Below are 24,915 nucleotides of genomic sequence, written 5' to 3'. Positions count from 1 at the left end.
GGTCAGGCCGGAGGCCATCGCCAGCAGCAGTGGGTGGTCGGGGTGGCGGTCCACCACGGCCCGCAGGAAGCGCTCGAAGGGAAGTCGGCCCGGCCGACTTCCCACTCCGGGCGTCAGCCGATCGAGTGAACGGTGTCAGTGGCGTCTGCTGGACTGCCCGCAGGAACCGAGACGAGGGGGGCGGCCTGGATGGGCGTGCTGACCGACTACTTCCGCGCACCCGACGCGGAGACCGTGGTGCGGGCGTTGGCGGCGGCCGACGGCTCGATGGCCGCCGTCCGCGCGGACTTCGACGTGCTCGAGGCCAAGCGGATCGACCCGGGCGTGCTGCTGGGGAAGCTCGTCGCGGCGGTCCGGGCGGAGCCGTGGCGGGTCGACCTGGTGGAGGACACACCGGTCTGGCCGGCCACCCCGCAACCCGGCCCGGACGGGCCCTGGGACGAGGACGACCCGTGGTCGACCGGCCCGTGGGCGTTCGAGCTCGGTGACGCCGCCCGGGACGCGCTCGCCGAGGTCCCCGACGACCGGATACCGGAGGCCGTCCGGCAGTGGGCCGAGGCCGAGGAGTGGGGCGGGGCGGATCGGACGGATCTGCTCCCACTGGCCGGGGAGTTGATCGCCCTCGCCCGCCGGGCGCGTGCGGCGGGCGAACGGCTGTACTGCTGGGTCTGCCTGTAGCGGGCGCCTCGGCGTGTTCGGCCGAGCGCGGCGGGCTCGGTGGGCTCAGCGGCCTCAGCGGGCTCAGCGGCCTCGACCACGGGTGATCGGGGCGGCTCCGGTCGCGGCGAGGGAGACGTCCCAGAGGCGGGCCGCCGAACCGGGGTCGAGGGCGTACGCGCGGACGCCGCCGTCGTCCATCGAATCCCCGGGGGCGGCGACGCGGGCGACCTCGCAGTCCTCCAGGTAGAGCCCGCCCCGGCCGTCGAGGAGGGGGGAGGTCGCCGCCCACAGGCCGGTGGCGGCGCCCTGGGAGGGGGACTTGAAGTCCGCCCCGACGACCGCGCCCCGCTCGTCCACCCAGCCGCGCTCGACCTGCTCCCGGAGGGTCAGCTCCCGCTGAAGACCGGTGATGATCTTGCCGGGGTGCAGCGCGAAGGCCCGGACGCCGTCCGCCCGGCCGAGCACGTCGAGGTGCGCGGCGAACAGCACGTTGGCGGTCTTGGACTGGCCGTACGCGAGCCACTTGTCGTACCCGTCGTGGAAGTGCGGGTCGTGCCAGCGGATGTCGGTCAGGGCGTGCCCGGCCGAGCTGTTGACGACCACCCGGGCCCCGCGCGCCGCGAGCAAGGGGTGGAGCGCGCGGGCGAGCGCGAAGTGCCCGAGGTGGTTGGCGGCCAACTGCCCCTCCCAGCCCGGCCCGACGCGCCGCTCCGGGGTGGCCATCACCCCGGCGACGGCGAACAGCAGGTCGACGTGCCGGGCGGCCCCGGCGATCAGCTCGGCGGCGGAGCGGACGCTGTCGAGGTCGGTGAGGTCCGCCGGCACGACCTCGCAGCCGTCGAGGTGGCGCAGCGCGTCGCGGGCGGGCTCCGGCCGGCGGGCCGGGACGATCACCCGGGCGCCGGCCGCGCTCAGGGCCCGTACGGTCTCCAGGCCGAGGCCGGAGGCGCCGCCGGTCACGACGGCGGTCCGGCCGGAGAGGTCGAGGCCGGCCGTGACGGCCTCGGCGGTGCTGGTGGCGGAGAAGGGCGAGCCGAGCGGCCGCTGGTCATCGGTGGTCATGGCGAGGACGGTAGGAGCTGGAGTGCGGTCCAGTTCAAGTCCGTCGCCTCCGAACTAGGCTGGGCGGCATGGTGGGTGACGGGGACGCTGACGGCGGCGGCGACGACGGGGCCGGGGACGGCGGGGCGGTGCTGGGCATCGGCGAGGTGGCGGAGCGGACCGGGCTCAGCGTGGACGCCCTGCGCTTCTACGAGCGCGAGCGCCTGCTGGTCGAGCCGGTCCGGCGCAGCGCGGGCGGCCGTCGGCGCTACGGCGCCTTCGACGTGGAGTGGCTGCGGATCTGCGTCAAGCTGCGCGAGTCCGGCATGCCGCTCGCCGAGCTGCGGCACTTCGCCGAGCTGGTGCGCCGGGGCCCCGGCAACGAGGCCGAGCGGCTGCGCCTGCTCGACGCCCACCAGCGGCGCGTCGACGAGCGGATCCGGGCGCTGGAGGAGTGCCGCTCGGTGATCGCCTGGAAGACCGCCGTCTACGCCGAGCACCTCGCGCGCGGCGAGGCCACCGGCCTCTGGGACCCGACCGTCCGCCCGGGCCGACCGCCCGCACCCGGAGCCCCGGGGCCGCTGGGAGCCCCAGAGGCACCGGAAACCCCCGGACCGCCGGAGGCACCGGAAGAACCGGCGGAGCCGGAACGCTGGACGGCGGGGGATCCCGCATCGGCCTTCGCACCCGAACGGCAGGACGGTAGGACTGTGGCAACGACGAACGCTCCGATCGAGTGGGCCGGCGACCGGGTGTCGTTCCGGCCCGCCACCCCGGCCGACACCGGCGAGGTGCTGGAGGTGCTGGACGAGGCGGCCGGCTGGCTGGGCGGGCGCGGCATCCGCCAGTGGCCGGACCGCTTCCCGCCCACGTGGGTGGCCGCGGCGATCGAACGCGGCGAGACCTGGCTGGTGGACGTCGGCGACAAGACCGCCGGAACCGTCACCCTGGACTGGGCCGACGAACTGTGGGCGGACGTCGGCGGCACGGCCGGCTACGTGCACCGGCTCGCCGTCCGCCGGTCGGCCCGCGGCCTGGGCGGGGTGATCCTCGCCTGGGCCGAGGACCGCGCCCGCGAGCGCGGCGCGGCCGCGCTGCGCCTGGACTGCGTCTCCCACAACCGCTCGCTGCGCGACTACTACGAGCGCCGCGGCTTCACCCACCGCGGCGACGCCCGGTGGCTCGGCCTGCCGGGGCAGCGGCGGGAGGACGTCCCGGTCCTGTGGATGAGCCGCTACGAGCGGGCGGTCGCCGACCCCCGCACCTGAATATTTCAGAACGAGAAATATTCAGGTCCCGGAGCACGTTCCCCCGGATATCGACGCGGGACAGCCCTGCGCGACGAAAGGAGTGCGGCGCCGTGCGCGTGGAGATCTGGAGCGACATCAACTGCCCGTGGTGCTACATCGGCAAGGCCCGGTTCGAAAAGGCCCTGGCGGCGTTCCCGCACCGCGACGAGGTGGAGGTCGTCCACCGCTCCTTCGAACTGGACCCCAACGCGCCGAGCGCGGCCCGCCCGCTCATCCCGCTGCTCGCCGCCAAGTACGGGCTGAGCCTGGAGCAGGCCGAGGCCGCCGAGGCCCGGATCGCCGAGAACGCGCGCGGCGAGGGCCTGCCGTACCTGGACGAGGGCCGGGACGCCGCGAACTCCTTCGACATGCACCGGCTGCTGCACTTCGCCGCCGAGCACGGCCGGCAGGCCGAGCTGCTGGACGCGCTGTACCGGGCCAACTTCGCCGAGGAGCGCTCCGCCTTCGACCCCGGGCGGCTGGTCGAGCTGGCCGTCGGGGCCGGACTGGACGGCGGGGCGGCGGCCGCGGTGCTGGCCGACCCGGAGGCCTACGCCGAGGCGGTGCACGAGGACGAGGCGACGGCGAGCGCCATGGGGGCGACGGGCGTGCCGTTCTTCGTGCTCGACCGGCGGCTCGGGGTGTCCGGCGCCCAGCCCGCCGAGACCTTCGCCATGGCGCTGGAGCAGGCCTGGGAGAGCCGGGTGCCGGCTCCGCTGGTCCAGGTCGGCGCGCCCGGCGACGCCGAGGCCTGCGGGCCGGACGGCTGCGAGCTGCCCCCGCGTTGATCCTCGGCCCTTGATCCTCGGCCGTTGATCCTCGGCCGTTGGTCCTCAGCCCTTCCCGATGGTCTGGGTGAACCAGGTGAACACCGACGGCACCAGCGGCTGCCAGGTGGAGGTCAGGTGCGGGCCGTTGACCTCCACCGGGGTGACGGTGGTCGGCGCCTTGGCGTTCTTCTGGAGCGCCAGGGCGTCCTCGAAGCCGTCGCCCTTCTTGCCCGTCACGTAGAGGGCGACGTCGGGCGGCGTCTGCGCGTGCTGGAGCATGTAGACCGGGTTGGAGACCTCGCGCAGGTGCCCGTCCTTGGCGGTCAGCGAGGCGGGCTCCCCCATCGGGTCGTTGTAGCCGGACATGCTGACGGCCGCGTGGAAGCGGTTCGGGTGCCCCAGGGCGAGCCGGACGGCGCAGTGCGCGCCCGCCGAGTAGCCGGCCACCCCCCAGTGCTCGGGGCCGGGCTCGGCGCGGAAGTTGTCCAGCACCATCTGCGGCACGTCACGCGCGAACCAGGTCTCGGCGTTGACCTTGCCCGGCACGTCCGCGCAGCCGGTGTCGACGTGGCTGCCGAGCAGCACGACGCGCGGCGCGACCAGGATGAACGGCGCGACCTGCCCGGACTTCATCAGCGGCGCCAGCTGCTTGGAGGCGGTCATCGTGCCGAACCAGGCGCTGGAGGAGCCGGGGAAGCCCGCGAGCAGTTCGACCACCGGGAACTTCTTGTCCTTGTAGGCCGGGTCGTCGTACTGCGGCGGCGTCCAGACCAGCACCTCGCCGTCCACCCCGGACACCCGGCCCTTGAGCTGGGTCGTCTTCACGTCCTTCGGCACGGCGTTGTCGTCCACCGGCCCGAACTGCTGCACCACCTTGGGCTGGTCGGGCGCGTTCGCGGCCGCCGTGGCGTCCGCCGGGGGCGGCACGGGCACGGCGCGCACGTGGTTGCCGGTGCCGAGCAGGTCGTCCCAGCTGCCGTACAGCTGGTTGTCGTTGTTCACCAGCACGAACACCAGCGTCACCGCCGTGACCTGGGCGAAGGCCACCATGAGCAGCCGCGACCCGAACCGCAGGGCCTGCGGGCCGCGCACCCGGTTCCACAGGTACATCAGCAGAGCCACGGAGAGCGGGACGAGGAGCATCGCGAGGACGAGGAACGGGGTGCCGGTGAGGTTCACACCTGCTGAAACGGGTGGATACAGGTGTTCGGTTGCAGCTGAGGCGGCAGGGAATTCACGCACCGGAAGTCGGCGGGGCCGACTTCCGGTGAGCGGAGATGGTCCCCGGCCGCGGCGGCTACCTGGCAGCCGGCGCCAGGACGGCTCCCAGCAGGCGGTTGGCCAGCGGGGTCGGGGCCGCGAAGTCGGAGCTGAGGTTCGAGACCGAGTACACGGCCCGGACGGACAGGTCGCGGGTGGCGAACATGCCGTTGGCGTAGCCGTCGTCGTGGCCGGTCTTGCCCCAGAGCACGGCGCCGTTCGGCAGCGGCGTGGACATCAGGCCGGCGCCGAAGCACGCCACCTTGTTGCAGGAGGTGCCGCCGACGAACGGGACGGGCTTGCCCTGGTCGTCCTTGGGCAGGGTGAACAGCTCGTTCTGCTGTGCGGCGGGCAGCAGGCGGCCCTGGAACAGCGCGGTCATGAAGTGGTCCAGGTCGGCCGGGGTGGAGATCATGTTGGACGGGGTGCCGCCCTGCTCGCTGACGTCCACCGCCTCGCCCCGGCTGTCGGTCATGTAGCCGTGCAGGTAGGGCCGGGGCATCTCGGGGTCATCCTCGGGCACCGAGGTCTGGTCGAGGTGCAGCGGCTCCAGGATGCGGTCGGTGACCTCCTCCTTGAACGAGTGGCCGGTGATCCGCTCGATGAGCCTGCCCCCGATCCGGAACGCCAGGGAGTTGTACTCCTGCTCGGTGCCGGGGGCGAAGTGCGGGCCGGGCCACGGGCGGTCGGTGGGGCGCAGGGTGTCCTGGACGACCTCGTCGAAGGTCCGGAAGGTGTAGCGGTTCGCGATCGTGTCGTCGACGCCGGCGTTGGGCTTGCCCTCGTCCACGTCCGGCAGGCCGCTGGTGTAGTTGATCAGCTCGCGGACGGTGATCGGCTGGAAGGTGTCCGGGAGCAGACCGGGCAGGTAGTGCTGGACGGTCTGGTCGAGGTCGAGCCGGCCCTCGGCCGCGAGCTGGAGGGTGACGGTCGTCTGGAAGACCTTGGAGATGCTGCCGGCATGGAAGTGCGCGTTCTCCGGGATCTTGCGGCCGGTCCGGCTGTCGACGGTGGAGCCCTTCCACAACTGGCCCGGCTCGCCGACCCGGACGATCGCACCGGCGGAGCAGGCCAGGGCGAGGGTGGCGGCGCGACGAGCGAGGGGCTTCATGGGTGGGACTCCGTGGGATCGGCTCGGCTTGGCGGGTCCTTGCGACGTCCTTCATCCTGCCGAGCCGCCCGGGCACCGGATATCGGGTTCGACCCTGACCGGCCCCTGAGCCGCCCCGGACCCCGCCTCGGGACTCGCCCCTGACCCTGCGTCGCGATCGCCGGACTCGGCGACTCCCACCGGAACAGGAAGTCGGAAGGGCCGACTTCCTGTTCCGAGACCCCCTTGGCACGTGTGCCGCCAGGGACTCAGTTAGTCATAGAAGAACTGGCGAAGGTCTTCGGCCGAGCCGGGCCCGAAGAGGAAGGCCTCCGCCCTCGCCGCGAGGACCGCCGACGGCGGGCCGTCCTCCTTGAGGCGGATCAGCCAGAGTTCGCCCAGCTCCCCCACGGCGTAGAGGGCGGAGAGCAGTTCGGCCATGCCCGCGGGCCGGGGCGGGTCCACCCCGACGACGGACGTCAGCTCCCAGCCCCCGGCCTTCGCGGCGAGCCGGACGGCCGAGCCCCACATGGCCATGCGGGCCAGCCGACCGCGCCAGGGCAGTTCACCGGACGGCACCGGGCCGCCGACGGTCACGGCGGCGATGTCGTCCACGACCTCCCGTTCGAAGTCGGTGCGGATCCAGTGGCCTTCTTGGGAGTCCTCGATGGCGGCGTGCCACCACTCCCAGGCGCCGCGCAGGCGGCTCGCAACCTCGTCCATGCGACTCAGGGTTCCACACCAGCGATGCGCTGGACGGCGGAGAGGAGGCGGTAGAGGTTCAGGTCAGACATCCTGGGGCTCCTCTTCGTCGGGCCTTGCAACGTTGAGTGGGGTGACCACGCCCAGGGCGACGGTGGCCAGCGCGAGGGCGAGCAGGACGGCGAAGGCGGTGGCGATCAGGAACCTCACGGGCGCTCGCGGTCGCGGTCGGCGTCGAGGAGGAGGGTGAGGAGGTTGAGGAGGGTCGAGGCCGGCGCCGTGTTGAAGCGGACGAGGATGCGGCCGTCGAGGGTCCGGTCGGTGGTCGCGGAGGGGAAGATCAGGCCGAACTTGCGGCCTCGCTCGTGGAGTTCGGCGAGGAGTGTGCGGATGTGGTCGTCGGTGTAGGCCCGGATCCGGGGATCGGTGGGCTGCATCGGCCGGCGGTGGTGGTTCGGGTTCACGCGAGGGGCTCCAGTTCGAACCAGACGGCCTTGCCGTGCTTGCGGGGGTCGGCACCGAAGCGGTGGGTGAGCGCGCGGACGAGGTGGAGGCCCCGACCGGAGAGGGAGAGCGGGTCCGCGGGGAGGTCGGGCGGGGGCGGGAGGACGGGGCTGTCGTCGCACACCTGCACCCGGAGGCGGAGGGGCGAGAGGGAGAAGGTGCAGAGCGGCGCCGGGCTGCCCGCGTGCTCCCAGGCGTTGACGAAGAGCTCGTGGAAGGCGAGTTCGGCGTCGGAGACGAGGGAGGGCGGCCACCCGGCGGCGGAGAGGAGGGAGGAGAGCTCGCTGCGGGCGGCGGAGCAGTCGGGGGGAACGAAGGCACACATGAGTAACCCCTGGGAAGAGGTGGGGGGCCACTGACGTTCCGCCAAGTGACCGGTGCAACACTGAGAGTAGGGCAGGCAGTTTCAAACCTGCAACAGTTTCGCCGAGCATCACCCTTGTGGGTGGCGCCTCGCAGTCCCAGGGAGAGAGACTGCGCCGACACGGAAGGGAAGATCCTTGGCACTCAGGACCGAGATCAGCGAACGTCAGCGCCGCTTCGGCGTCGAGCTGAGGCGCCTGCGCGAGGAGGCCGGTCTCGCCGTGAAGGATGCCGGCGCCCTCATCGAGATGGGAGCGCCCCAGCTCAGCCACATCGAGGCCAGCCGCACAGGCTTGGACTCTGCGCGGCTCACCAAACTGCTGAGCCACTACGGCTGCACAGACCAGACCTACATGGCCGAGCTGGACGATCTCGGAGCCAGCGACGGCAAGGGCTGGTGGACTGCCTTCAAGGGGCAGATCACTCCCAGGGCCCTCGATCTGGCCGAAACCGAGGCCCGGGCATCCATCTTGGACAACTATGAAACCTTCTACATCCCCGGCTATCTACAGCTGCCCGCCTACACCGAGGCGATGTTCGAGGACGCATACCCGGAGCGGAAGCAGACGACCGAGGCAACGGTCCAATTCCGCGCCGAGCGTCAGCGCATCCTGACCGACGAACGGCAGAGGCAGTTCCGATTCGTCATCCATGAGGCCGCCCTGCGCATGCAGTTTCCCGGGAAAGCTGTGATGCGCGCCCAGTTGACACACCTGCTCGCCATTTCAGAGCTGCCCAACGTCACCATCCAAGTACTGCCATTCACGGTCCCGAAGAAGCCCCCACGGGCGAATTCATTCCTGGTCTGCACTCCTAGCTCACCTGCGCTCTCGACAGTCATCCTGGATGGGCCAACCTCTGCCGAGTACCTCGTTGATCAGACCTCGATCGCCAGCTACCGCGATCGCTTCGAGCAGCTGAGCGAGATCGCCCTACCCGCCATCAGCAGCGATAGGTCGATGCAGGATGATTCACGAGACTCCTGGGGGTTGATCCAACACCTTCTGTACCTACTGCAGGAATGAAAGGCGCACGATGTCCGAACTACGCTGGCAGAAGTCGTCGTTCAGCGACACGGACGATGGCAGCCACTGTGTAGAACTAGCTCGCGGCGAGGGCGATCTCCGCTACGTCCGCGAGTCCGATGACCCCTCTCTCATCCTGACCACCTCGGCCACCAAGCTCCGCACACTCCTCCTCGGGGCCAAGGCCGGCGAGTTCGACCACCTCGCCTGAACCACCGCTCCTCCCCGCCCGCTCGTTGGAAGCCAACGAGCGGGCGGGGTTCGTACCTGCGGTTCTTGCGCGAGTGCGACCGGCCCGACACAGGGAGAGGTCATGAGGCTGCGTTTCCTGGGCATCATCCCGAACACCCCCGTTGACGACTCGCCGACGGTCCGTCTGGGAACGGGCCACACCGCACGAGGACTACAAGCTGATCTGACCCCCATGCCCGCTTCCGGACCGTCTCACGTCCAAGCCGCCCGCAGGGTCCTCGCAGATCGCCTTCGGGAGATGCGCCAGGACGCCGGGCTGGACGGCAAGCAGCTTGCAGTGCTGTGCGGTTGGCATCCGTCCAAGGTGTCCCGGATCTCCAGTGCCAGAACCTCGCCGTCCGCCGACGACCTGCGCGCGTGGTGCCGCGCCTGCGGCAGGGAGGACGAGGCGGCGGACCTGGTGGCCTCGCTGCGGACCGTCGAAGGCATGTGGGTGGAGTGGCGCCGCATGGAGCAGGCGGGCCTGCGGAGGGCGCAGGAGGCCGTTCTGCCGCTCTTCGAGCGAACGCACCGGTTCCGGGCCTACTCGTCGTGGCTCGTTCCCGGGCTCCTCCAGACGCGCCGGTACACCGAGGACGTGTTGCGCGCCGTCCAGCTCAGGCGGGTCCCGGTCGATGACGTGGCCGCTGCCGTGGCCGTGCGGATGGAACGGCAACGCGTGCTCCGCCAGGGACAGCGGCGCTTCGCGTTCCTCATCGAGGAGTCCGTGCTGCGCAACGGGCTCGGTGACGCCGACTCCCAGGCGGAGCAGCTCGAGCAGCTAATGGCAGCGAGCACGCTGCCGAATGTCAGTGTGGGAATCGTCCCCGCCCGGCTACACCGCACGAGGATGCCCGTGGAAGGGTTCTGGATCTTCGACGCGACCCAGGTGAACGTGGAGCTGGTCTCCGGGCACCTCACGCTGACCCAGCCCGGCGAAGTGGCCATGTACGCCGACACGTTCACCGCACTGGCGGGCATGGCGGTCCATGGTTCGAAGGCCCGTGCGTTGATCACAGCCGCGATGACCTCGATCGGGTGACGTCGTGCAATCCCATAGAATCCGTTTGTTCCCAACTCACCTGCCTTCCTAGCGTATTGGCATCGATTCCAGCGCCTCCGAGGGAGTGGCCGACATGGGCAAGCACGGCGATGGCAAGGGCGGCGGGTCCGGGGACAAGAAGCAGTCCCCGAAGGAGTCGGACGGGCAGTGGACCAAGCCCGTCACCGACCCGCCCAAGAAGTGAGCCCGAACCGATGGACGAGTACCCGCAGTTGCTCGCCGGCCTCGCGGAGGCCGGCGGGCTGGGCGAGGAGTGGCGGGGCGCCTTCGAGCGCGCCCCGCGCTCTGCCTTCGTGCCTGACGACATCTGGGTCGAGGACGGAGCCGCCCCCACCGGATACCACCTGGTCAACAAGGACGCGGACCCGGCCGAATGGTGGGCCGAGGTCAACTCCGGCCGGCAGGTCGTCACCCAGCTCGACGACGGACGGGCGGACGGACCCGGTATCGCCACGTCGTCGGGATCCATGCCGTTCCTGGTCGCGTCCATGCTCCGCCACCTGGACGTGGCGGACGGGAACACGGCACTCGACATCGGCACCGGCACCGGTTGGACCAGCGCCCTGCTGTGCCACCGGCTCGGCGACCGGGCCGTCACCACGGTCGAAGTCGACCCGGCGGTGGCCGCCACCGCCGGAAAGCACCTGGCGGCACTCGGATTGAAGCCCCGCCGGATCGTCGGCGACGGCCTGCTCGGCCACCCCGCCGGTGGCCCCTACGACCGGATCCACTCGACGGCGGCCGTTCAGCGGGTGCCGCTCGCGTGGATCGAGCAGACCCGCCCCGGCGGAATCATCGTGACCCCCTGGGGCACCCCGTACGCCAACGCCGGACTGCTCCGACTGGAGGTCGGCGAGCGAGGGCGGGACTCGCACGGGCGATTCGTGGGCGACGTGTCGTTCATGTGGATGCGGGCCCAGCGACCCCACACGGTCACGAGCCCGGACCTGCCTCCGGCCCGCCGGGGCCCGTCCCCCATGGACCCGGACCTGGCCGAGGAGAACGTCCACGCGGCGTTCGCCGTCGGGCTGCGGGTGCCGGGCGTCCGGACCCTGCACACCTGGCAGGCGGCCGACCCGGCCGGCACCCACCGCTTCCGGCTCTCGGACGATTCGGGGTCCTGGGCGTCCGTGCGTTTCAGCGACTGGCACGAAGCCGACGCCGTCCACCAGGGCGGGCCTCGGCGACTGTGGGACGAAGTGGTGGCCGCGCGCCGCGCCTGGCTGGAGGACGGCAGACCGGAACTGACCCGCTTCGGCCTGACCGTCACGGCCGACGGTGACCAGCACGTGTGGCTGGACGACCCCGGCAACACTGTGCGCTGACCCCGGGCCGCAGCCCGGGAGGACGCGCCTCGACCACCACCCTCCCGCCCGGATCGTCGGCCTCCGACGATTCGGGCGGATCCGGATCCGTTGACAGGCCACCGTCACTGCCGTTTGACCCGATCCCCACCGTCACACGCTCCAGGGGGACTCCACCATGCGCAAGATGCTGATCGCAGCCGGCAGCGGCCTCGCACTCGCCGCCACGCTGTTCTTCGCCACCGCGCCGGGCAATGCCGCCCCGGCGCCCGCCCGTCGGAGTCCGACGGGCGGGCGCAGTGCGTTGCTCGGCCACGGATCACTCAGCAGGGCTCGCCGGTACGCCCGTTCCGCGTCGACCAGACCGGCTTCCAGTTGTTGTCACCGGCCGCGTGCCCCTTGTACAGCACGAAGTTGCCGTCGGTCTGCATCCGCCCCCACACGTAGTAGCCGCCGCACCCGGAGGTACCGCTGCTCCACGCCGCGTTCCCGTTGCCGTCGTACACGACGAAGTTGCCGTCGTCCTGCATGACGGCCTCGCCCGCGCTCCGGCCCTGGGTACCCGAGTTCCACAGCACGTCGACGACCGTGCTGCCGTCCGAGCAGTCGTGGAACGACACGCACCGCTGGATCATCTCGATGAGCGTGCCCAGGTTGGGCGCTCCGCCGACCTCCGGCGGGATCCAGGTCTTCCAGTGCGAGACGACGAGGTTCCCGTCCTGCTGGTAGCTGAGGACGTTCGCCTCTTCCGTGGCCACGAGGCCCTCACTGCCGTACTGAATGGGCGAGGACATGTGCTCGCCGCCCCGCAGGCACATGCCCTGGGTGAGATGGTCCCAGCCGGACGGCACCCCCTGGCAGTTGGGCGCGGCGCTGCTGGGCGTCGCGGAGATGAGGTTGACCGCGAGCGCGGCGGCCGCCACGGCGGTCGCGGCCAGGGCTCGCAGCGGACGCTTCGTACGGGCGCCCCGGGTTTCGGTGATCGTGTTCTGCATGTCCTCAACCTCCCGCGTCGCGGTTGACATGCGATCAACATGATCGTGGGGCACCGCGCCACGGCATCGTTCGTACGGGTCGGCTCCGCTTCCTCCCTGACCCGCCGCACCCCTCGGCGTGACGTTCATCGCTTGTCTACCGCCGTGCGCCATGATCCTCTTCGACACGGCGCCCCCGGGGGATCACGGGGCGCGGAGCGCAGAGAAGGGGCACACGGGGACATGCAGAAGACCAAGAAGAGCCTGCGTCACATAGCCATGGCAACGGCGACCGGGGCGCTGGCACTGGCCGCGACGATGGTGTCGGCCGGGGCCGCGCACGCCGACCCCGTGGTGGGCATGGACGAGCCCGGGGTGCTCTACCAGGGCAACCGCCTCTCCAGCGACGACACCAGCCTGATCATGCAGGGTGACGGCAACCTGGTCCTCTACAAGAACGCCAACACGGCCTATCCCACCGTGGCGTGGGTCGCCCCAGGCACCCTCGGCTGCGGTTACAAGGCGATCATGCAGGGCGACGGCAACTTCGTCGTCTACGGCGCGAACAACCGGGTCTGCTGGGCCAGCGGCACCTTCAAGCCCAACCCCGCCGGCAAGGCCACCCTGGTGGTCGCCAACAAGGGCGGCCTCGCGATCTCCTTCACCAACCCGCCCGGCCACAGCCTCGACTGGGCGACCCTGCGCAGCTCCGACCTGTACTGAGACCGCCGGGGCGGGCCCACCCCCGCCCCGCGAACCACCGCACCGGGTCGGCCACCGACCACTGCGGGCGGGTTCGTATTCGACACGGCGCCCCGGGGGGAACACCGGGCGCGGAGCATCTGGAAGAGGCACACGGGGACATGAAGACGAAGAAGACCCTCCGGCACGTGGCGATGGCCGCCGCGACCACCGCCCTCGCCCTGGCCGGGACGATGGCCACCACCGGCACCGCCCAGGCGGCGCTCGAAACGGGCAACGGCTACACCGCGATCTACGACGACGAGCCGCTCTACCCGGGCTGGCACGTCGACTCCATGACCGCCCGAGTGATCATGCAGCCCGACGGCAACTTCGTCGTCTACCAGAAGGACGGCAACGGACAGTTCAGCAAGGTCGCCTACGCGAGCGGCACCCTCGGCTGCGGCTACAAGGCCGTCATGCAGTCCGACGGCAACCTCGTGGTCTACTCCGCCAACGGCGGCGCCTGCTGGTCCCTCGGCACGGCCGGCCACCCGCACGCCAAGCTGATGGTCTTCGACGCCGGCCGCTCCGGCGTCCACTGGAACGGCGGCATCATCCCCCGCACCAGCAACGGCAGCGACTCCAACACCGTCGCCCTCTCCTCCGACCTGTACTGAGGCTGAGACCGCTGAGGCGGGCTCACCCCCGCCCCGCGAACCACTGCACCAGGTCGGCCACCGACCACTGCGGGCGGGCCGCCAGCCGGGTCGCCGCCGTCCGCAGCAGGACCGGCAGGTACCCGCAGGCCGCGGCCAGCCCCGCCACCGCGTCCGGCTCGCGGCGGATCCGCTCCGCGCCCACGATCCGGGCCAGCAGCTCGTAGGCGTCGTGCGGCTCCAGCGGTCCCACCGCGAGCCGCACGGCGCGGCCGGGCAGCGCCCCGGGCTCGGCGCCCGCCACCACCACGGCGCAGCCCGGCACCTCCGGGAGCAGCGGCCCGGGGTCGGCCACCCCGTCCAGCACCACCAGCACCCGCCGTCCGGCGAGCAGTTCGTGGTACCGGACCCGCAGCTCCGCGACCTGCGCGCCGTCGCCGGGCCGCTCCCCCAGGGCGCGCAGGAAGCCCGCCAGCACCGCACCGGCCTCCCCGCCGGCCGCGTACAACTGCCCGTCCGGGAAGGCGTCCTGCACCGTGTGCGCGACGTGCACGGCCAGTGCCGAGGCCCCGCTGCCGGACGGCCCCGACAACCCCACCACCGGCGAGGCGCCGGCCGCGAGCGCGCGCAGCGCCCGCTCCGCCTCCCCCACCAACCCCGCCCGGCCGACCAGGTCGGGAATGTCCGGCGGCAGCTGGCACGGCCGGGGCAGTGCCCGCACCGCCGCCACCGCCACCGCCGGCTCCCCGCCCCGGACCCGCTCGGCCAGCTCCGCCACCGCGGCCCCCGGTTCGAGGCCCAGCTCCCGGTCCAGCCGCTCCCGCAGCTCCTCGTACGCCGCCAGCGCCCGCTCGGAACGGCCGCAGCGGTGCAGCGCCAGCAGGTGCAGCCGGTGCACCTCCTCGTCCAGCGGGTACGCCCGCGCGAGTTCGCCCAGCGGCTCCAGCGCCGCCAGTGCCTCCTCGTGCCCGCCGAGCGCGAGGTCCAGGTCGTACCGCACCTTGAGCGCCGCCAGCCGCCCGGCCGCGAGCCGCTCCCGGGCCCGCTCGGCGAGCGGACCGGGCACGCCCTCCAGCGCCCGCGGCCCCTCCCAGGCGTCGAGCGCCCCGACCAGCAACTCCCGGGCCCGCAGCGGCTCCCGGTGACGCAGCGCGACGGCCTCGGCCACCGCGGCCTCGTACCGGAACAGGTCCACCGAGCCGCGCGGCACCGACAACCGGTACCCGCCGGCCGCCGCGACCAGCAGCCCGGGCGCGTCCAGGGCCCGCCGCAACCGGTGCGCGTGGGTGCCGATCTGGCCCACCGGATCCTTCGGCCAGTGCGCGTCGTCCTCCCCCCACACGCCCTCGACCAGCCGGTCCGTCGGCACCAACTCCCCGGGGGCGAGCAGCAGCGCCGCCAGCACCGCACGCTGCTGCGGCCTGCCGAGGTCGGCCTCACGGCCCTCGCACCGGGCGCGCAACGGCCCCAGTACGCGGAAATCGAGCTCCACTCCCCACCCTCTCGGAATTCCGACGTCCAGGGCACAATCTGTGAACAGAGCATAGAAGCCGGGACATGGGGGCGCCGCCGTCCGGACGGAAGTGGCGAGAACCCGGCACGCGACGACTCACGAAACGGGACGACATGGTGGACATCGGGGGGACCGGACTGCGCTTCGCGCTGCTCGGCCCGCTACGGGCCTGGTACGGGACGGAAGAGGTGGAGCTCGGCCGCCCGCAGCAGCGCGCCCTGCTCGCCGTGCTGATCGGCGCCGCCGGGCGGACGGTCGCGACCTCGGTGCTGGTCGAGGGCGTGTGGGGCGGCACCCCGCCCTCCGACCCGCGCAAGGCCGTCCAGCTGGCCGTCTCCCGGCTGCGCGCCGCGTTCAAGCCGCACACCGCCGGCGACCCGGACCAGCTGCCGCTGCACCGCGTCGGCGACGGCTACGCCCTGCGCACCGCCCCCACCGACACCCAGCAGTGGCAGGCCCTGCTCGCCGAGGCCGAGCACCTGCGCCGGGCGGACGCGCCCGGGCAGGACGTCCGGGAGGTGCTGCGCCGCGCCCAGCGGCTGTGGGCCGGCGAAGCCCTCGCCGGGCTCCCCGGACCGCACGCCGAAGCGCTCCGGGCCGGCCTCGCCGAACAGCGCATCTCGGCCAAGGAGACCCAGCTCGAACTGGACGCCGACCTCGGCGACCGCACCGACCTCACCGCCGAGGCCACCGCGCTCGCCCTCGAACACCCCGGCCGGCCCCGGCTCACCGCCGTCCTGATGCGCGCCCTCTACCAGGCCGGACGCAAGGCCGAGGCGCTCGCCGTCTACGAGGACGCCCGCCCCACCCTGCCCCCGCGCGACCGGGCCGCCGCCGAACTCCAGCTGCGCATCCTGCGCGAGGACACCACCCTGCTGCCCGCCCGGGCCTCCGCCGCCGACCCCGAACCCGCCGCCGAGCCCTGGCAGGCGCCCGACCAGCTGCCCTCCGGACTGCCCGACTTCACCGGCCGCACCGAGGAACTGGACGCCCTCACCGACCGGCTGGCCGGGGCCGGCGGGCGCGCCGTCGTGGTCTCCGCCCTGGACGGCATGGGCGGCGTCGGCAAGACCACCCTCGCCGTGCACACCGCCCGGCAGGTCCGCGCCCGCTTCCCCGACGGCCAGCTCTTCGCCGACCTGCGCGGCGCCGACCGCACCCCGCCCGACCCGGGCAGCGTGCTGGCCGGCTTCCTGCGCGCCCTCGGCGTCGCCCCCGGCGAGATCCCCGACGACACCGGCGAACGCAGCGCCCTCTACCGCTCGGCCCTCGCCGGGCGGCGCGTCCTCGTCGTCCTCGACAACGCCGCCACCCTCGACCACGTCGAACCGCTGCTGCCCGGCGCGGCCGGCTGCGCCGTCCTGATCACCAGCCGACGGCGGCTCACCGGCCTCTCCGGCGCCCACCACCTGCGCCTGGACACCCTGCCGCCCGCCGAGGCGCTGGAACTGCTCACCCGGATCGTCGGCGCCGACCGCGTCGCCGCCGAACCGGCGGCCGCCGAGGACGTCGTCCGGGCCTGCGGCCTGCTGCCGCTCGCCGTCCGGATCGCGGCCTCCCGGCTCGCCACCGACCCCGCGCTCACCCTGGCCGGCCTCGCCGAAGGACTGCGCCAGGAGCACCGGCTGGCCGAACTCAGCGACGGCGAGCGGACCGTCGAGGCCACCTTCGCCCTCTCCTACCACCGCCTCGACCCGGAACTCGCCCGCGCCTTCCGCCTGCTCTCCCTGCCCGACGCCCCCGACCTCCCGCTGCCCTGCGCCGCCGCACTGCTCGGCCGCACCGAGGACGAGGCCGACCGGCTGCTGGAGACCCTCGTCGACCTCAACCTGCTGCACTCCCCCCGCTTCGGCCGCTACGGCTTCCACGACCTCGTCCGCGACTACGCCCGCGGCCGGCTCGCCGCCGAGGAACCGACCGCCGAACACACCGCCGCCGCCGACCGGCTCACCGACTTCTGCCTCGCCGCCGCCCGCAACGCCGACCGGGCCGCCCGCAAGGCCGAGGACGCCGAACTCAGCCTGCTCCGCGCCCCCGTGACCTCCCCCGGCGTGCCCATCGCCGACGGCCAGGAGGCCGTGCGCTGGATGCGCGAGCAGGCCGAGGTGCACGCCGCCGCCATCGCGCTCAGCTGCGCCGACCCCTCCCGGCCGCTCGACCGCGCCGCCGAACTCGCCGACCGGATGGGCGCCGTACTCGCCGAACGCACCCAGACCGGCATCATCGTCGACCTCGCCGGACGCCTCGCCGACGAGGCCGGGGCCCGCGGTGAACCCGGCCCGCTCGCCCTCGCCCGCTACCTGCGCGGCGCCATGCTCTGGCACCTCAACCACTACGCCGAGTCGGCGGCGGAGCTGCGCCGCGCCGTCGACCTCTGCACCACGCCCGAGACCGAACGGGTCCTCGCCAAGGCCCTGGTCAACCTCGGCGGCAACGCCCGCGTCCACGGCCGCCACGCCGAGGCCGCCGAACACGCCGGCCGCGCCGCCGAACTCTTCCACCGCCTCGGCGCCGAACGCGCCGAAGGCAGCGCCCTCGGCGAGTTCGCCTTCAACGCCGCCCAGACCGGACGCCTCGCCGAGGCCCGGGAGGCCGCCGAACGCGGCGCCCGGCTGATGACCGCCGGCGGACCGGTCTCCGCCGCCACCGGCCGCTACTACCTGGCCCGGGTCCTGCGGCTGTGCGGGGACGGCCCGGCCGCCCTCACCCACGCGCTCGGCGCCCGGGACGAGTTCGCCGCCCTCCAGGTCACCGTGTTCGAGGCCGCCGCCGGGGAGCTCGCCGCCCGGATCCACGGCGAGGCCCGGCGCTGGCTGCTCGCCGCCGACGTCGCCGAGGCCGCCCTGCCGCAGGCCCGCCGCACCAGCCCCGCCCTGGAGGCCGGACTGCTGCGCACCCTCGGCACCGCCCTCTCCGGCCTCGGCCGCCCGCGCCAGGCCCGGGCCTGCCTCACCGACGCCCTGGACGGCTACCGGCGGCTCGGCCTCGACGAGGACGCGGCCCAGGTCAGCGCCGTCCTGGCCGAGTTGGGGTGACCGGCCCCGGGTGATCGCCCGCTACGCGCGTTGACCGCCTGTCTACCGCGGTCCGGGACCGTACTCCTCATCCGGCCCCGGACCGCGGCACCCGCCGCCCCGGGGCGACACCCCGAGGAGAGGCGCGACCCATGACCACGCTCGTGCAGGGCGGCCGGGTCCTGACCCCCGCGACAGCCGACCCGACCGGACCGGGCGTCGACTTCCGCACCGAGCTGCTGACCTCCGTCAACTTCCGGCGGGTCCACGCCGGCGCCCGGCCGCTCACCCCGGACGGACGGCTGGACGCCGCCGCCCAGCGCCACGCCGCCGACCTCGCCGCGCACGACCTCCTCCAGCAGGACGGCACCGACGGCAGCACGCCCTGGCGCCGGGTCCGGGCGGCCGGCTTCGCGTTCCGCTTCGCCGCCGAGCTGATCGCCCCGGCCGACAGCGTGCCCCGGGCCGTCCAGCTGTGGATGAACAGCCCCCGGCACCGCGACGCCGTGCTCGACCCGCGCTTCAACCACCTCGGCACCGGCTTCGCCCCCGGCCGCTCCGGCGCCCCGGGCCGCTACGTGCTGACCCTCGGCCAGGTCTGACGGCCGACCGCGCACCGCAGTGACGCAATGACGCAGTGACGCAGTAACACCCACCGCACCCCACCCGAAGGAGAACCGCCATGACCACCCCCACCCGCCGCCTGCTCGCCGGACTCGGCGCCGCCGCGGCCCTGGCCACCACCGTCCTGATCGCCGCCCCCGCCGCCCAGGCGGCCACCCCCGGACCCTGCGACCTCGGGCCGTCCGTCAGCGCCACCGTCAACGTCTTCAACGGCTCCGCCGGCGCCCTCGACCTGCCGTCCAACAACGAGACCAACGGCACGCGGGTCGGCACCTACACCGCCAACCAGTCCCCCGCCCAGACCTGGACGTTCTGGGACTACTGCGACGGCACCACCGCCATCTCGCACGGCGGCAACGGCAAGGTGCTCGACCTCGACTCGCACGGCACCGGCGCCGTCCAGCTCTGGGACACCCCCGGCGGCTGGGACGGCCTCAACCAGCAGAACGGCCCCGGGATGGGCGCCAACCAGAAGTGGCGGCTGACCGACGAGGACCGCGGCTGGTACCTGATCCGCAACGTCGCCACCGGGCAGTGCCTCAAGGGCAACGGCATCGCCCAGTACACCTCGGTGACCTCCTGCAACGCCGGCGACCCGGCCCAGCGCTGGCACAAGTAAGCACCCCACGGGGCCCGTTCCGCCGGCCGGAGGCGGCCGGCGGAGCGGGCCTATCCTCGATCACGTGCCCCTCATCAGCCTGCACGACCGCACCGCGCTCGCCGAACGGTTCCGCACCGACCCCGCGCTGCACCTGTTCGAACTCGGCGACCTCGACGACACCCTCTGGCCCAACACCGCCTGGTACACCGCCGATCCCGACCACGGGCCGGTCGCCCTGCTCTACAGCGGCGGCGACACCCCGGTGCTGCTCGCCTTCGCCCGGCCCGCCGCCGCCCCCGCCCTGGAGGACCTGCTCGGCGCGCTGCGCCCCTTCCTGCCGCGCCGCTTCACGGCCGGGCTCCCGGACGGCGCCGAGCGGGCCCTCGCCCCCGACTACACCACCGAGCGGCGCACCCCGCTGCTGCGGATGATCCTCCCGGACCACGGGCTGCTCCCCGCCGAACCCGGCCACCGCACCCGGCCGTTGACCCCGTCCGATCAGGGCGACCTGCGCGCCCTGCTGGCCGAGGGCTACCCCGAGTCCTGGTTCGACCCGCGGCTGCTCGCCGACGGCGGCTACGTCGGCGTCCGCGAGCGGGGGCGGCTGCTGGCCGCCGCCGGGGTGCACGTGCACTCCCCCGCCCACCGGGTCGCCGTGCTCGGCAACGTCGTCACCCACCCCGACGCGCGCGGCCGCGGCCTCGCCCGCGCCTGCGTCACCGCACTGACCCGCCGGCTCGCCCCGACCACCGACCACCTGGGCCTCAACGTCCGCACCGACAACGCCCCGGCGATCCACCTCTACCGGCAGCTCGGCTTCACCACCGTCACCACCTACAACGAACTGGTGCTGACGGCGCGTTGAGCGCCGCCGGCCCGCGACCGAGGTGACAGGCGGTTCGGGTACCACTGATCACGACTCGGCATCCCTTGTCACGAACCCGCGTGGGACTCGTCACGGCGGCGTCAAGACGGCGGCCAGGAATGGCGCCCGGCTTCCCCACTGCGCTATGAACGTCCCTCAGGAGAACCGCCGCCACGGCGGTCCGCACGCACGGGGGACGTCACATGAAGACCATCCGCAACAGTCGCACCATGGCCCTGGCCGGCCTGGCCGTGGTCGGCGCGCTCACCATGACCGCCTGCAACGACGACGCCGCGTCGTCCGACAGCGCCACCACCCCGCCGGCCACCCAGGCCCCGGCCACGCCGTCCGCCGCGCCGACCACCCCGGCGGCCTCCGCCTCGGCGGCCGCGCCGACCGGCGGCACCGGCGGTGCGGCCACCGGCGGGACCACCGGCGGCGCCCCGGCCCAGGCCGGTCCGACGGCGGCGCCCGGCACCACGGTGAAGATCGGCGACGCGGCGACCATCCCGTTCAGCTCGGGCAGCACCAAGGGCACCGTCGCGCTCGCGGTCACCTCGATCGACAAGGGCGACCCGGCCGACCTCACCTCGCTCAAGCTCGGCGACAAGGCCGCGGGCATGGTGCCGTACTACATCCGCTTCAAGGTCACCAACACCGGCAGCACCGACCTGTCCTTCTCCAGCCTGACCCAGGTGAAGGGCACCCTGCCGGACGGCTCGGAGGCCGCCGAGGTGATGCTGATCGGCAGCTTCGACAAGTGCCCGCACCCGTCCTTCCCGAAGGGCTTCACCAACGGGCAGTCGATCACCTCGTGCGTGCTGGCGCTGGCCCCGACGGCCACCAAGGTGTCGGGCGCCGAGTACTGGGGCGAGCCGTACACCCTGGGCAAGGGCGTCAACTGGAAGTGACCGGTCGACGGTGACCGGCGGCGACCGCCGGTGAACCTTCGATGACCCGGTGGGCGGGGCGGCTCCGGGCCGCCCCGCCCACCGGCATTCCTACCGCCCCGCCCACCGGCATTCCCACCGGTACGCGCTCAGCCCGCGGCCGGCCCGCCGTGGATCCGCAGGAAGGCGTCCACCCCGGACTCCGCCGTCCGCCGGACCTCCTCCTCGGCCACCGGCAGGGCGCCCCAGAAGGAGCGCTCGGCCACGCCGTGGAAGGTCAGCAGCGTGAACCGCTCGGCCGCGAGCCCCGGGTCCGGGACCGCCAGCAGCCCGCGCCCGCCGAGCTCCGCCAGGCACTGCGCGAGGGCGCGCTGGGCCGCCGCCGGGCCGGTCTCCAGCCAGGCCTCCAGGACGTCCGCCGGGATGTTGGCCACCTCGGCCCGGATCGCCCGGCCGAGCGCCCCGAGCTCACCCGCGGCCGGCGCCGCGTTCGCCCGTTCCACCGCGAAGGCGGTGAGGGCGCGCCGCACGTCCACCGCCCCGTCCAGGTGCTCCGCCAGCAACTCCCGCATGCGCTCGGCCAGTTCCGCCGAGTTCTGCAGCGCCACCGACAGGAAGAGGGTCTCCTTGTCGGCGAAGTGGTTGTAGACCGTGCGCTTGGACACCCCGGCCTCGGCCGCGATCGCGTCCATGCTGGCCCGGACGTACCCCTCCCGCCCGAACACCGTGGTCGCGGCCCCGGTGATCGCCCTGCGCTTCTCCGGCCGTCCCGCTGCGCCCGTGGTCGCCACGACCTTCTCCTTCTCCGTCGGCGCCCCGCCGACCGTCTCAGAAACTGCCCGGTGTAGTGTCTGCTGGCCCGTTCACGAGCGGACTTGCCACCGAACAGGCGTGCTCTATGCTGCGTACGATCTCTACACCTCTGTAGAGCAAATCCGAAAACGGGCCTGCCCCCGAGCAGCAGCGGGAAACCGAGAACGGGAACCGGCCGGCCGAACACCAGCGTCCCGTACTGGCAGCGCCGCAACCGCTCTACCACGGCAGACCCGGCGCAGCGCCGACGTGGCGCGCGAAGCACGGGAACACCCGGGGGTGAGTGAGTGGCGGGGCAGCGAGGACGTTCGTCCGACCAGGGTTCGCGACGGCGGACGACGAGCCGGCCCGCGGGCCCCACACGTCCCTTCTCCGGCGGGCCCGCACTGCCCGCGGTGGCGGCCCTCGGGCTGCCGCTGGTCGGCGCGGTGGTCGACGAGCTCTCCGGGCCGGGCATGGGCCTGGCCTTCGCGGTGTGCGCGGTGCTCGGCACCGGCGTCGCGGCCGGGCTCAGCACCCGCCGCGGCTGGTGGTGGGTGGTCGCCGCCTCCCCGCTGGTGGTGCTCGGCGTGACGGCCGCGGCCGAACTGGCCGCGAACGGCGACACGTACCGGGGCAAGGCACTGGCCACCGGCGCCGCGAAGTGGGTGGTGCACGGTTTCCCGGTGATGGCGCAGGCCGCCGTGGCGGCCCTGCTGGTGATCGTGGCCCGGGTGGTCCTGGACCGGAGGAGGCAGCATGGCTGACGAGCGCGAGCGCGAGCGGGAACGGGAAGGGGAACGGCCGGGGGGCCGGGCCGCCGACCGCAGGGCCGCGGGGGCCCCGGCGGCGGGCCGCCGCAACTCCCCGCTGCTGATCGCCGGCCGGGTGGTCGCCACCACGGTGGGCTTCACGGTGTTCGCGGCCAGCGGGGTGGTCTGGTACGAGTACACGTCGCTGACCGACGGGATGACCACGTCCAACGCGATCGCGGAGACCAAGAAGGACGCCCCCAAGCACCTGGACAACTCGGTCAACCTGCTGCTGATCGGCCTGGACAGCCGCAAGGCCATGGACGGCTCCGACCTGCCCCCGCAGTTCGTCCAGGACGAACTGCACGCCGGGCACAGCTCGGACATCGGCGGCTACAACACCAACTCCCTGATCCTGCTGCACATACCGGCCGGCGGCGGCAAGGTGCAGGCGGTCTCCATCCCGCGCGACGACTACGTCATGACCTACAACGGCGACGGCTCCCAGCAGGGCATGCACAAGATCAAGGAGGCGTACGGCAACGCCAAGGACGCCTTCGACCGGAGCCCGAAGGCCAAGGGCCTCAAGGGCGCCGACCTGGAGAAGGCCGGCCGCGACGCCGGCCGCGCGGCCACCATCCGCACCGTCCAGACCTTCGTGAACCAGCCGGTGGACCACATCGCCGAGGTCAACCTGATGGGCTTCTACGACATCGCCAAGGCCGTGGAGCCGATCCAGGTCTGCCTGACCCACGACACCAAGGACCCGGCGATGGAGGGCCAGGGCTCCGGCGCCGACTTCAAGAAGGGCATCAACACCCTCAACGCCTCCCAGGCGCTGGCCTTCGTCCGCCAGCGCCACAACCTGGACGACGGCAAGGGCAACACCGGCGACTTCGCCCGCACCCACCGCCAGCAGGCCTTCATCTCCTCCGTCGTGCACAAGCTCAAGCAGGACGGCATCATCAGCGACCTCGGCAAGCTCAAGGACCTGTTCGGCGTCGTCCAGAAGGACCTGGTGATCGACAACGAGTGGAACGTCCTGGACTTCGCCCAGCAGGCCCCGGCGCTGACCGGCGGCAACGTCGAGTTCAACACCCTGACCTTCGACGGCTTCGGCACCAGGAACGGCCAGGACGTCAACCTGGTCACCCCCTCGAAGATCCAGAAGGTGGTCAAGCAGCTGTTCGGCTACGCCGACGCGGCCGCACCCGCCGCCCCGGCGGGCGGCGCCAGCGACGCCCCCACCACCGAGGCCCCGGCCAGCCCCTCGCCGAGCGCGACCGCCCCGGCCAAGGCGGCCTCCCCGGCCACCGTCGACGTGTACAACGCCTCCACCGCCGCCGGGGTCTCCTCCTCCGCCGAGGCCAAGGCCCTGGTCGCGATGGGCTTCAAGGAGGGCACCACCGGCCCGGCCCGCAGCAAGCCGAAGACCACCACGGTGACCTACGGCAAGGGCGCCAAGGAGGCCGCCGACCAGGTCGCCGCCCGCTACGGCGTCACCGCCACCGAATCCGCCACCGCCGCCGCCGACCACGTGGTGGTCACCCTCGGCACCGCCTTCACCGGCGCCGACGACAAGTCCGCCACCCCCGGCGGCCCCGCCCCCACCGGCGACCCGGCCGCCAACCTGCCGATGCAGGGCCCCGGCGTCGACGCCACGTCCGACGGCGGCATCCCCTGCGTCTTCTGACGCGAACCGCGGCACCGCACGAGGGAGGTCCCCGCCGGGGCCTCCCTCGGCGCTTTCCCTGGCCGACCCTTGGCCGACTCCTGGCGTAATTCTCCGTACTATGTATAGTGTACTGCGTACGGGATAACCGTGCGCAGTGACGAGAGGGCTCCGCATGCAGATCACCAGCACCGTCGTCTCCCTGACCGTCGAGGACACCGGCGCCTCCGCCGCCTTCCTCCAGCGGCACTTCGGCTACACCGAGCTGATGTCCGCCGACGGCTTCGTCTCGCTCGGCCACCCCGGCGGCGGGGTGGACGTCGTCTACCTGCGGCGCGGGCTGGAGGTGCTGCCCGAGGAGCAGCGGCACCGGACCGCGGACGGGGTGATCCTGGCGTTCACCGTCGAGGACATCGCGGCGGAGGAGGCGCGGCTGCGCGGCGAGGGGGTCGAGATCACCCTGCCGCTGCGCGAGGAGCCGTGGGGCGAAAGGCTCTTCCAGGTCACCGACCCGAACGGGGTCCCGATCGAGCTGGTGGAGTGGGCCCGGCCGTAGCCGTGAACGCGTGGGCGCCC

Annotated in this window: 27 protein-coding genes and 1 pseudogene; 18 read left to right on the top strand and 10 right to left on the bottom strand. The window is 73.1% G+C overall.

What is annotated here, in order from left to right; all coding sequences use genetic code 11:
* Window positions 1-189 precede the first annotated feature (189 nt).
* Window positions 190-678 carry a hypothetical protein gene (locus ACFV8H_RS08230; RefSeq protein WP_380397503.1) on the top strand — a complete coding sequence of 163 codons (489 nt, stop codon included), beginning with the start codon at window positions 190-192 and terminating at the stop codon, window positions 676-678.
* Between the two features lie 63 nt (window positions 679-741).
* Here the strand turns inward: ACFV8H_RS08230 and ACFV8H_RS08225 are convergent, their stop codons facing one another.
* Window positions 742-1,722 (bottom strand): oxidoreductase, encoded by a 981-nt coding sequence (locus ACFV8H_RS08225; RefSeq protein WP_380397501.1) that lies wholly within the window; start codon window positions 1,720-1,722, stop codon window positions 742-744.
* Window positions 1,723-1,868: 146 nt separating this feature from the next.
* On the opposite strand from ACFV8H_RS08225, the pseudogene ACFV8H_RS08220 reads away from it, so the two are divergent.
* The 3 genes and pseudogenes from ACFV8H_RS08220 to ACFV8H_RS08210 form a co-directional block, all read left to right on the top strand.
* Window positions 1,869-2,240 (top strand): annotated as a pseudogene (locus ACFV8H_RS08220) (MerR family transcriptional regulator); the annotation flags it as partial.
* 171 nt (window positions 2,241-2,411) lie between these two features.
* Window positions 2,412-2,969 (top strand): GNAT family N-acetyltransferase, encoded by a 558-nt coding sequence (locus tag ACFV8H_RS08215; protein ID WP_380397645.1) that lies wholly within the window; start codon window positions 2,412-2,414, stop codon window positions 2,967-2,969.
* Window positions 2,970-3,061: 92 nt separating this feature from the next.
* Window positions 3,062-3,778 carry a DsbA family oxidoreductase gene (locus ACFV8H_RS08210; RefSeq protein ID WP_380397499.1) on the top strand — a complete coding sequence of 239 codons (717 nt, stop codon included), beginning with the start codon at window positions 3,062-3,064 and terminating at the stop codon, window positions 3,776-3,778.
* Between the two features lie 45 nt (window positions 3,779-3,823).
* On the opposite strand, the gene ACFV8H_RS08205 is transcribed toward ACFV8H_RS08210, so the two are convergent.
* The 6 genes from ACFV8H_RS08205 to ACFV8H_RS08180 all read right to left on the bottom strand — a co-directional run bounded on the left by ACFV8H_RS08205 (window position 3,824) and on the right by ACFV8H_RS08180 (window position 7,641).
* Window positions 3,824-4,939: an alpha/beta hydrolase gene (locus ACFV8H_RS08205; protein ID WP_380397497.1), complete on the bottom strand. Its 1,116-nt coding sequence runs from the start codon at window positions 4,937-4,939 to the stop codon at window positions 3,824-3,826.
* Window positions 4,940-5,057: 118 nt separating this feature from the next.
* Window positions 5,058-6,131: a serine hydrolase domain-containing protein gene (locus ACFV8H_RS08200; protein ID WP_380397495.1), complete on the bottom strand. Its 1,074-nt coding sequence runs from the start codon at window positions 6,129-6,131 to the stop codon at window positions 5,058-5,060.
* A 252-nt stretch (window positions 6,132-6,383) separates the two neighbouring features.
* Window positions 6,384-6,833, bottom strand: a complete 450-nt coding sequence (locus ACFV8H_RS08195; RefSeq protein WP_380397493.1) for a hypothetical protein — start codon at window positions 6,831-6,833, stop codon at window positions 6,384-6,386.
* 63 nt (window positions 6,834-6,896) lie between these two features.
* A complete protein-coding gene (locus ACFV8H_RS08190; RefSeq protein ID WP_380397491.1) occupies window positions 6,897-7,022 on the bottom strand; it encodes a hypothetical protein in 126 nt (41 codons plus the stop codon).
* Entirely contained in the window at window positions 7,019-7,276 is a 258-nt protein-coding gene (locus ACFV8H_RS08185; protein ID WP_380397489.1) for a hypothetical protein, read from the bottom strand. Before ACFV8H_RS08185 ends, ACFV8H_RS08190 begins: the two co-directional genes overlap by 4 nt.
* Window positions 7,273-7,641: an ATP-binding protein gene (locus tag ACFV8H_RS08180; protein ID WP_380397487.1), complete on the bottom strand. Its 369-nt coding sequence runs from the start codon at window positions 7,639-7,641 to the stop codon at window positions 7,273-7,275. The genes ACFV8H_RS08185 and ACFV8H_RS08180 overlap by 4 nt, the downstream gene beginning before the upstream one ends.
* Window positions 7,642-7,816: 175 nt before the next feature.
* Between ACFV8H_RS08180 and ACFV8H_RS08175 the strand changes: the two genes are divergently transcribed.
* The 4 genes from ACFV8H_RS08175 (at window position 7,817) to ACFV8H_RS08160 (ending at window position 11,323) form a co-directional block, all read left to right on the top strand.
* Window positions 7,817-8,704 carry a helix-turn-helix domain-containing protein gene (locus ACFV8H_RS08175; RefSeq protein WP_380397485.1) on the top strand — a complete coding sequence of 296 codons (888 nt, stop codon included), beginning with the start codon at window positions 7,817-7,819 and terminating at the stop codon, window positions 8,702-8,704.
* A 10-nt stretch (window positions 8,705-8,714) separates the two neighbouring features.
* Window positions 8,715-8,915: a DUF397 domain-containing protein gene (locus ACFV8H_RS08170; protein WP_380397484.1), complete on the top strand. Its 201-nt coding sequence runs from the start codon at window positions 8,715-8,717 to the stop codon at window positions 8,913-8,915.
* Window positions 8,916-9,128: 213 nt separating this feature from the next.
* On the top strand, window positions 9,129-9,977 hold the full coding sequence (locus tag ACFV8H_RS08165) for a helix-turn-helix domain-containing protein (RefSeq protein ID WP_380397643.1): 849 nt from the start codon (window positions 9,129-9,131) through the stop codon (window positions 9,975-9,977).
* Between the two features lie 215 nt (window positions 9,978-10,192).
* Window positions 10,193-11,323, top strand: a complete 1,131-nt coding sequence (locus ACFV8H_RS08160) for a methyltransferase domain-containing protein (RefSeq protein ID WP_380397482.1) — start codon at window positions 10,193-10,195, stop codon at window positions 11,321-11,323.
* Window positions 11,324-11,625: 302 nt separating this feature from the next.
* Here ACFV8H_RS08160 and ACFV8H_RS08155 read toward each other — a convergent pair whose 3' ends face one another.
* On the bottom strand, window positions 11,626-12,297 hold the full coding sequence (locus ACFV8H_RS08155; RefSeq protein ID WP_380397480.1) for a hypothetical protein: 672 nt from the start codon (window positions 12,295-12,297) through the stop codon (window positions 11,626-11,628).
* Window positions 12,298-12,519: 222 nt separating this feature from the next.
* Between ACFV8H_RS08155 and ACFV8H_RS08150 the strand changes: the two genes are divergently transcribed.
* Both ACFV8H_RS08150 and ACFV8H_RS08145 read left to right on the top strand, forming a co-directional pair.
* On the top strand, window positions 12,520-12,999 hold the full coding sequence (locus ACFV8H_RS08150; RefSeq protein WP_380397479.1) for a hypothetical protein: 480 nt from the start codon (window positions 12,520-12,522) through the stop codon (window positions 12,997-12,999).
* Between the two features lie 140 nt (window positions 13,000-13,139).
* Window positions 13,140-13,637 carry a hypothetical protein gene (locus ACFV8H_RS08145; protein WP_380397477.1) on the top strand — a complete coding sequence of 166 codons (498 nt, stop codon included), beginning with the start codon at window positions 13,140-13,142 and terminating at the stop codon, window positions 13,635-13,637.
* A 22-nt stretch (window positions 13,638-13,659) separates the two neighbouring features.
* Here ACFV8H_RS08145 and ACFV8H_RS08140 read toward each other — a convergent pair whose 3' ends face one another.
* Window positions 13,660-15,108 (bottom strand): BTAD domain-containing putative transcriptional regulator, encoded by a 1,449-nt coding sequence (locus ACFV8H_RS08140; protein ID WP_380397475.1) that lies wholly within the window; start codon window positions 15,106-15,108, stop codon window positions 13,660-13,662.
* Window positions 15,109-15,242: 134 nt separating this feature from the next.
* Here ACFV8H_RS08140 and ACFV8H_RS08135 point away from each other — a divergent pair, with 134 nt between their 5' ends.
* The 5 genes from ACFV8H_RS08135 (at window position 15,243) to ACFV8H_RS08115 (ending at window position 21,144) form a co-directional block, all read left to right on the top strand.
* A complete protein-coding gene (locus ACFV8H_RS08135) occupies window positions 15,243-18,164 on the top strand; it encodes a BTAD domain-containing putative transcriptional regulator (RefSeq protein ID WP_380397473.1) in 2,922 nt (973 codons plus the stop codon).
* A gap of 131 nt (window positions 18,165-18,295) precedes the next feature.
* Entirely contained in the window at window positions 18,296-18,745 is a 450-nt protein-coding gene (locus ACFV8H_RS08130) for a CAP domain-containing protein (RefSeq protein ID WP_380397472.1), read from the top strand.
* An 80-nt stretch (window positions 18,746-18,825) separates the two neighbouring features.
* Complete coding sequence (locus ACFV8H_RS08125; RefSeq protein ID WP_380397470.1) at window positions 18,826-19,386, top strand: RICIN domain-containing protein; 561 nt, start codon at window positions 18,826-18,828, stop codon at window positions 19,384-19,386.
* A 64-nt stretch (window positions 19,387-19,450) separates the two neighbouring features.
* The gene (locus ACFV8H_RS08120) at window positions 19,451-20,233 is read left to right on the top strand and encodes a GNAT family N-acetyltransferase (RefSeq protein ID WP_380397468.1); all 783 of its coding nucleotides are present in this window, start codon (window positions 19,451-19,453) and stop codon (window positions 20,231-20,233) included.
* Between the two features lie 203 nt (window positions 20,234-20,436).
* A complete protein-coding gene (locus ACFV8H_RS08115) occupies window positions 20,437-21,144 on the top strand; it encodes a hypothetical protein (RefSeq protein ID WP_380397466.1) in 708 nt (235 codons plus the stop codon).
* Between the two features lie 128 nt (window positions 21,145-21,272).
* Here the strand turns inward: ACFV8H_RS08115 and ACFV8H_RS08110 are convergent, their stop codons facing one another.
* On the bottom strand, window positions 21,273-21,914 hold the full coding sequence (locus ACFV8H_RS08110) for a TetR/AcrR family transcriptional regulator (RefSeq protein WP_380397464.1): 642 nt from the start codon (window positions 21,912-21,914) through the stop codon (window positions 21,273-21,275).
* Between the two features lie 417 nt (window positions 21,915-22,331).
* Between ACFV8H_RS08110 and ACFV8H_RS08105 the strand changes: the two genes are divergently transcribed.
* The 3 genes from ACFV8H_RS08105 (at window position 22,332) to ACFV8H_RS08095 (ending at window position 24,895) form a co-directional block, all read left to right on the top strand.
* Window positions 22,332-22,682, top strand: a complete 351-nt coding sequence (locus ACFV8H_RS08105; RefSeq protein WP_375889009.1) for a DUF6542 domain-containing protein — start codon at window positions 22,332-22,334, stop codon at window positions 22,680-22,682.
* Window positions 22,675-24,360 (top strand): LCP family protein, encoded by a 1,686-nt coding sequence (locus tag ACFV8H_RS08100; protein WP_380397462.1) that lies wholly within the window; start codon window positions 22,675-22,677, stop codon window positions 24,358-24,360. Before ACFV8H_RS08105 ends, ACFV8H_RS08100 begins: the two co-directional genes overlap by 8 nt.
* Window positions 24,361-24,514: 154 nt before the next feature.
* A complete protein-coding gene (locus ACFV8H_RS08095) occupies window positions 24,515-24,895 on the top strand; it encodes a VOC family protein (protein WP_380397460.1) in 381 nt (126 codons plus the stop codon).
* The last annotated feature ends 20 nt before the right edge of the window (window positions 24,896-24,915 follow it).

It is taken from the genome of Kitasatospora sp. NPDC059827 (assembly GCF_042731675.1).
GTDB lineage: Bacteria > Actinomycetota > Actinomycetes > Streptomycetales > Streptomycetaceae > Kitasatospora.
This window is presented reverse-complemented; position numbering and strand designations above follow the sequence as displayed.

Excerpts from the sequence above, each read along its gene's own strand:
- ACFV8H_RS08230 (WP_380397503.1), top strand. The coding sequence starts at position 190 with ATGGGCGTGCTGACCGACTACTTCCGCGCACCCGACGCGGAGACCGTG.
- ACFV8H_RS08225 (WP_380397501.1), bottom strand. The coding sequence starts at position 1,722 with ATGACCACCGATGACCAGCGGCCGCTCGGCTCGCCCTTCTCCGCCACC.
- ACFV8H_RS08200 (WP_380397495.1), bottom strand. The coding sequence starts at position 6,131 with ATGAAGCCCCTCGCTCGTCGCGCCGCCACCCTCGCCCTGGCCTGCTCC.
- ACFV8H_RS08195 (WP_380397493.1), bottom strand. The coding sequence starts at position 6,833 with ATGGACGAGGTTGCGAGCCGCCTGCGCGGCGCCTGGGAGTGGTGGCAC.
- ACFV8H_RS08180 (WP_380397487.1), bottom strand. The coding sequence starts at position 7,641 with ATGTGTGCCTTCGTTCCCCCCGACTGCTCCGCCGCCCGCAGCGAGCTC.
- ACFV8H_RS08170 (WP_380397484.1), top strand. The coding sequence starts at position 8,715 with ATGTCCGAACTACGCTGGCAGAAGTCGTCGTTCAGCGACACGGACGAT.
- ACFV8H_RS08165 (WP_380397643.1), top strand. The coding sequence starts at position 9,129 with ATGCCCGCTTCCGGACCGTCTCACGTCCAAGCCGCCCGCAGGGTCCTC.
- ACFV8H_RS08160 (WP_380397482.1), top strand. The coding sequence starts at position 10,193 with ATGGACGAGTACCCGCAGTTGCTCGCCGGCCTCGCGGAGGCCGGCGGG.
- ACFV8H_RS08155 (WP_380397480.1), bottom strand. The coding sequence starts at position 12,297 with ATGCAGAACACGATCACCGAAACCCGGGGCGCCCGTACGAAGCGTCCG.
- ACFV8H_RS08150 (WP_380397479.1), top strand. The coding sequence starts at position 12,520 with ATGCAGAAGACCAAGAAGAGCCTGCGTCACATAGCCATGGCAACGGCG.
- ACFV8H_RS08145 (WP_380397477.1), top strand. The coding sequence starts at position 13,140 with ATGAAGACGAAGAAGACCCTCCGGCACGTGGCGATGGCCGCCGCGACC.
- ACFV8H_RS08135 (WP_380397473.1), top strand. The coding sequence starts at position 15,243 with ATGGTGGACATCGGGGGGACCGGACTGCGCTTCGCGCTGCTCGGCCCG.
- ACFV8H_RS08130 (WP_380397472.1), top strand. The coding sequence starts at position 18,296 with ATGACCACGCTCGTGCAGGGCGGCCGGGTCCTGACCCCCGCGACAGCC.
- ACFV8H_RS08125 (WP_380397470.1), top strand. The coding sequence starts at position 18,826 with ATGACCACCCCCACCCGCCGCCTGCTCGCCGGACTCGGCGCCGCCGCG.
- ACFV8H_RS08115 (WP_380397466.1), top strand. The coding sequence starts at position 20,437 with ATGAAGACCATCCGCAACAGTCGCACCATGGCCCTGGCCGGCCTGGCC.
- ACFV8H_RS08100 (WP_380397462.1), top strand. The coding sequence starts at position 22,675 with ATGGCTGACGAGCGCGAGCGCGAGCGGGAACGGGAAGGGGAACGGCCG.
- ACFV8H_RS08095 (WP_380397460.1), top strand. The coding sequence starts at position 24,515 with ATGCAGATCACCAGCACCGTCGTCTCCCTGACCGTCGAGGACACCGGC.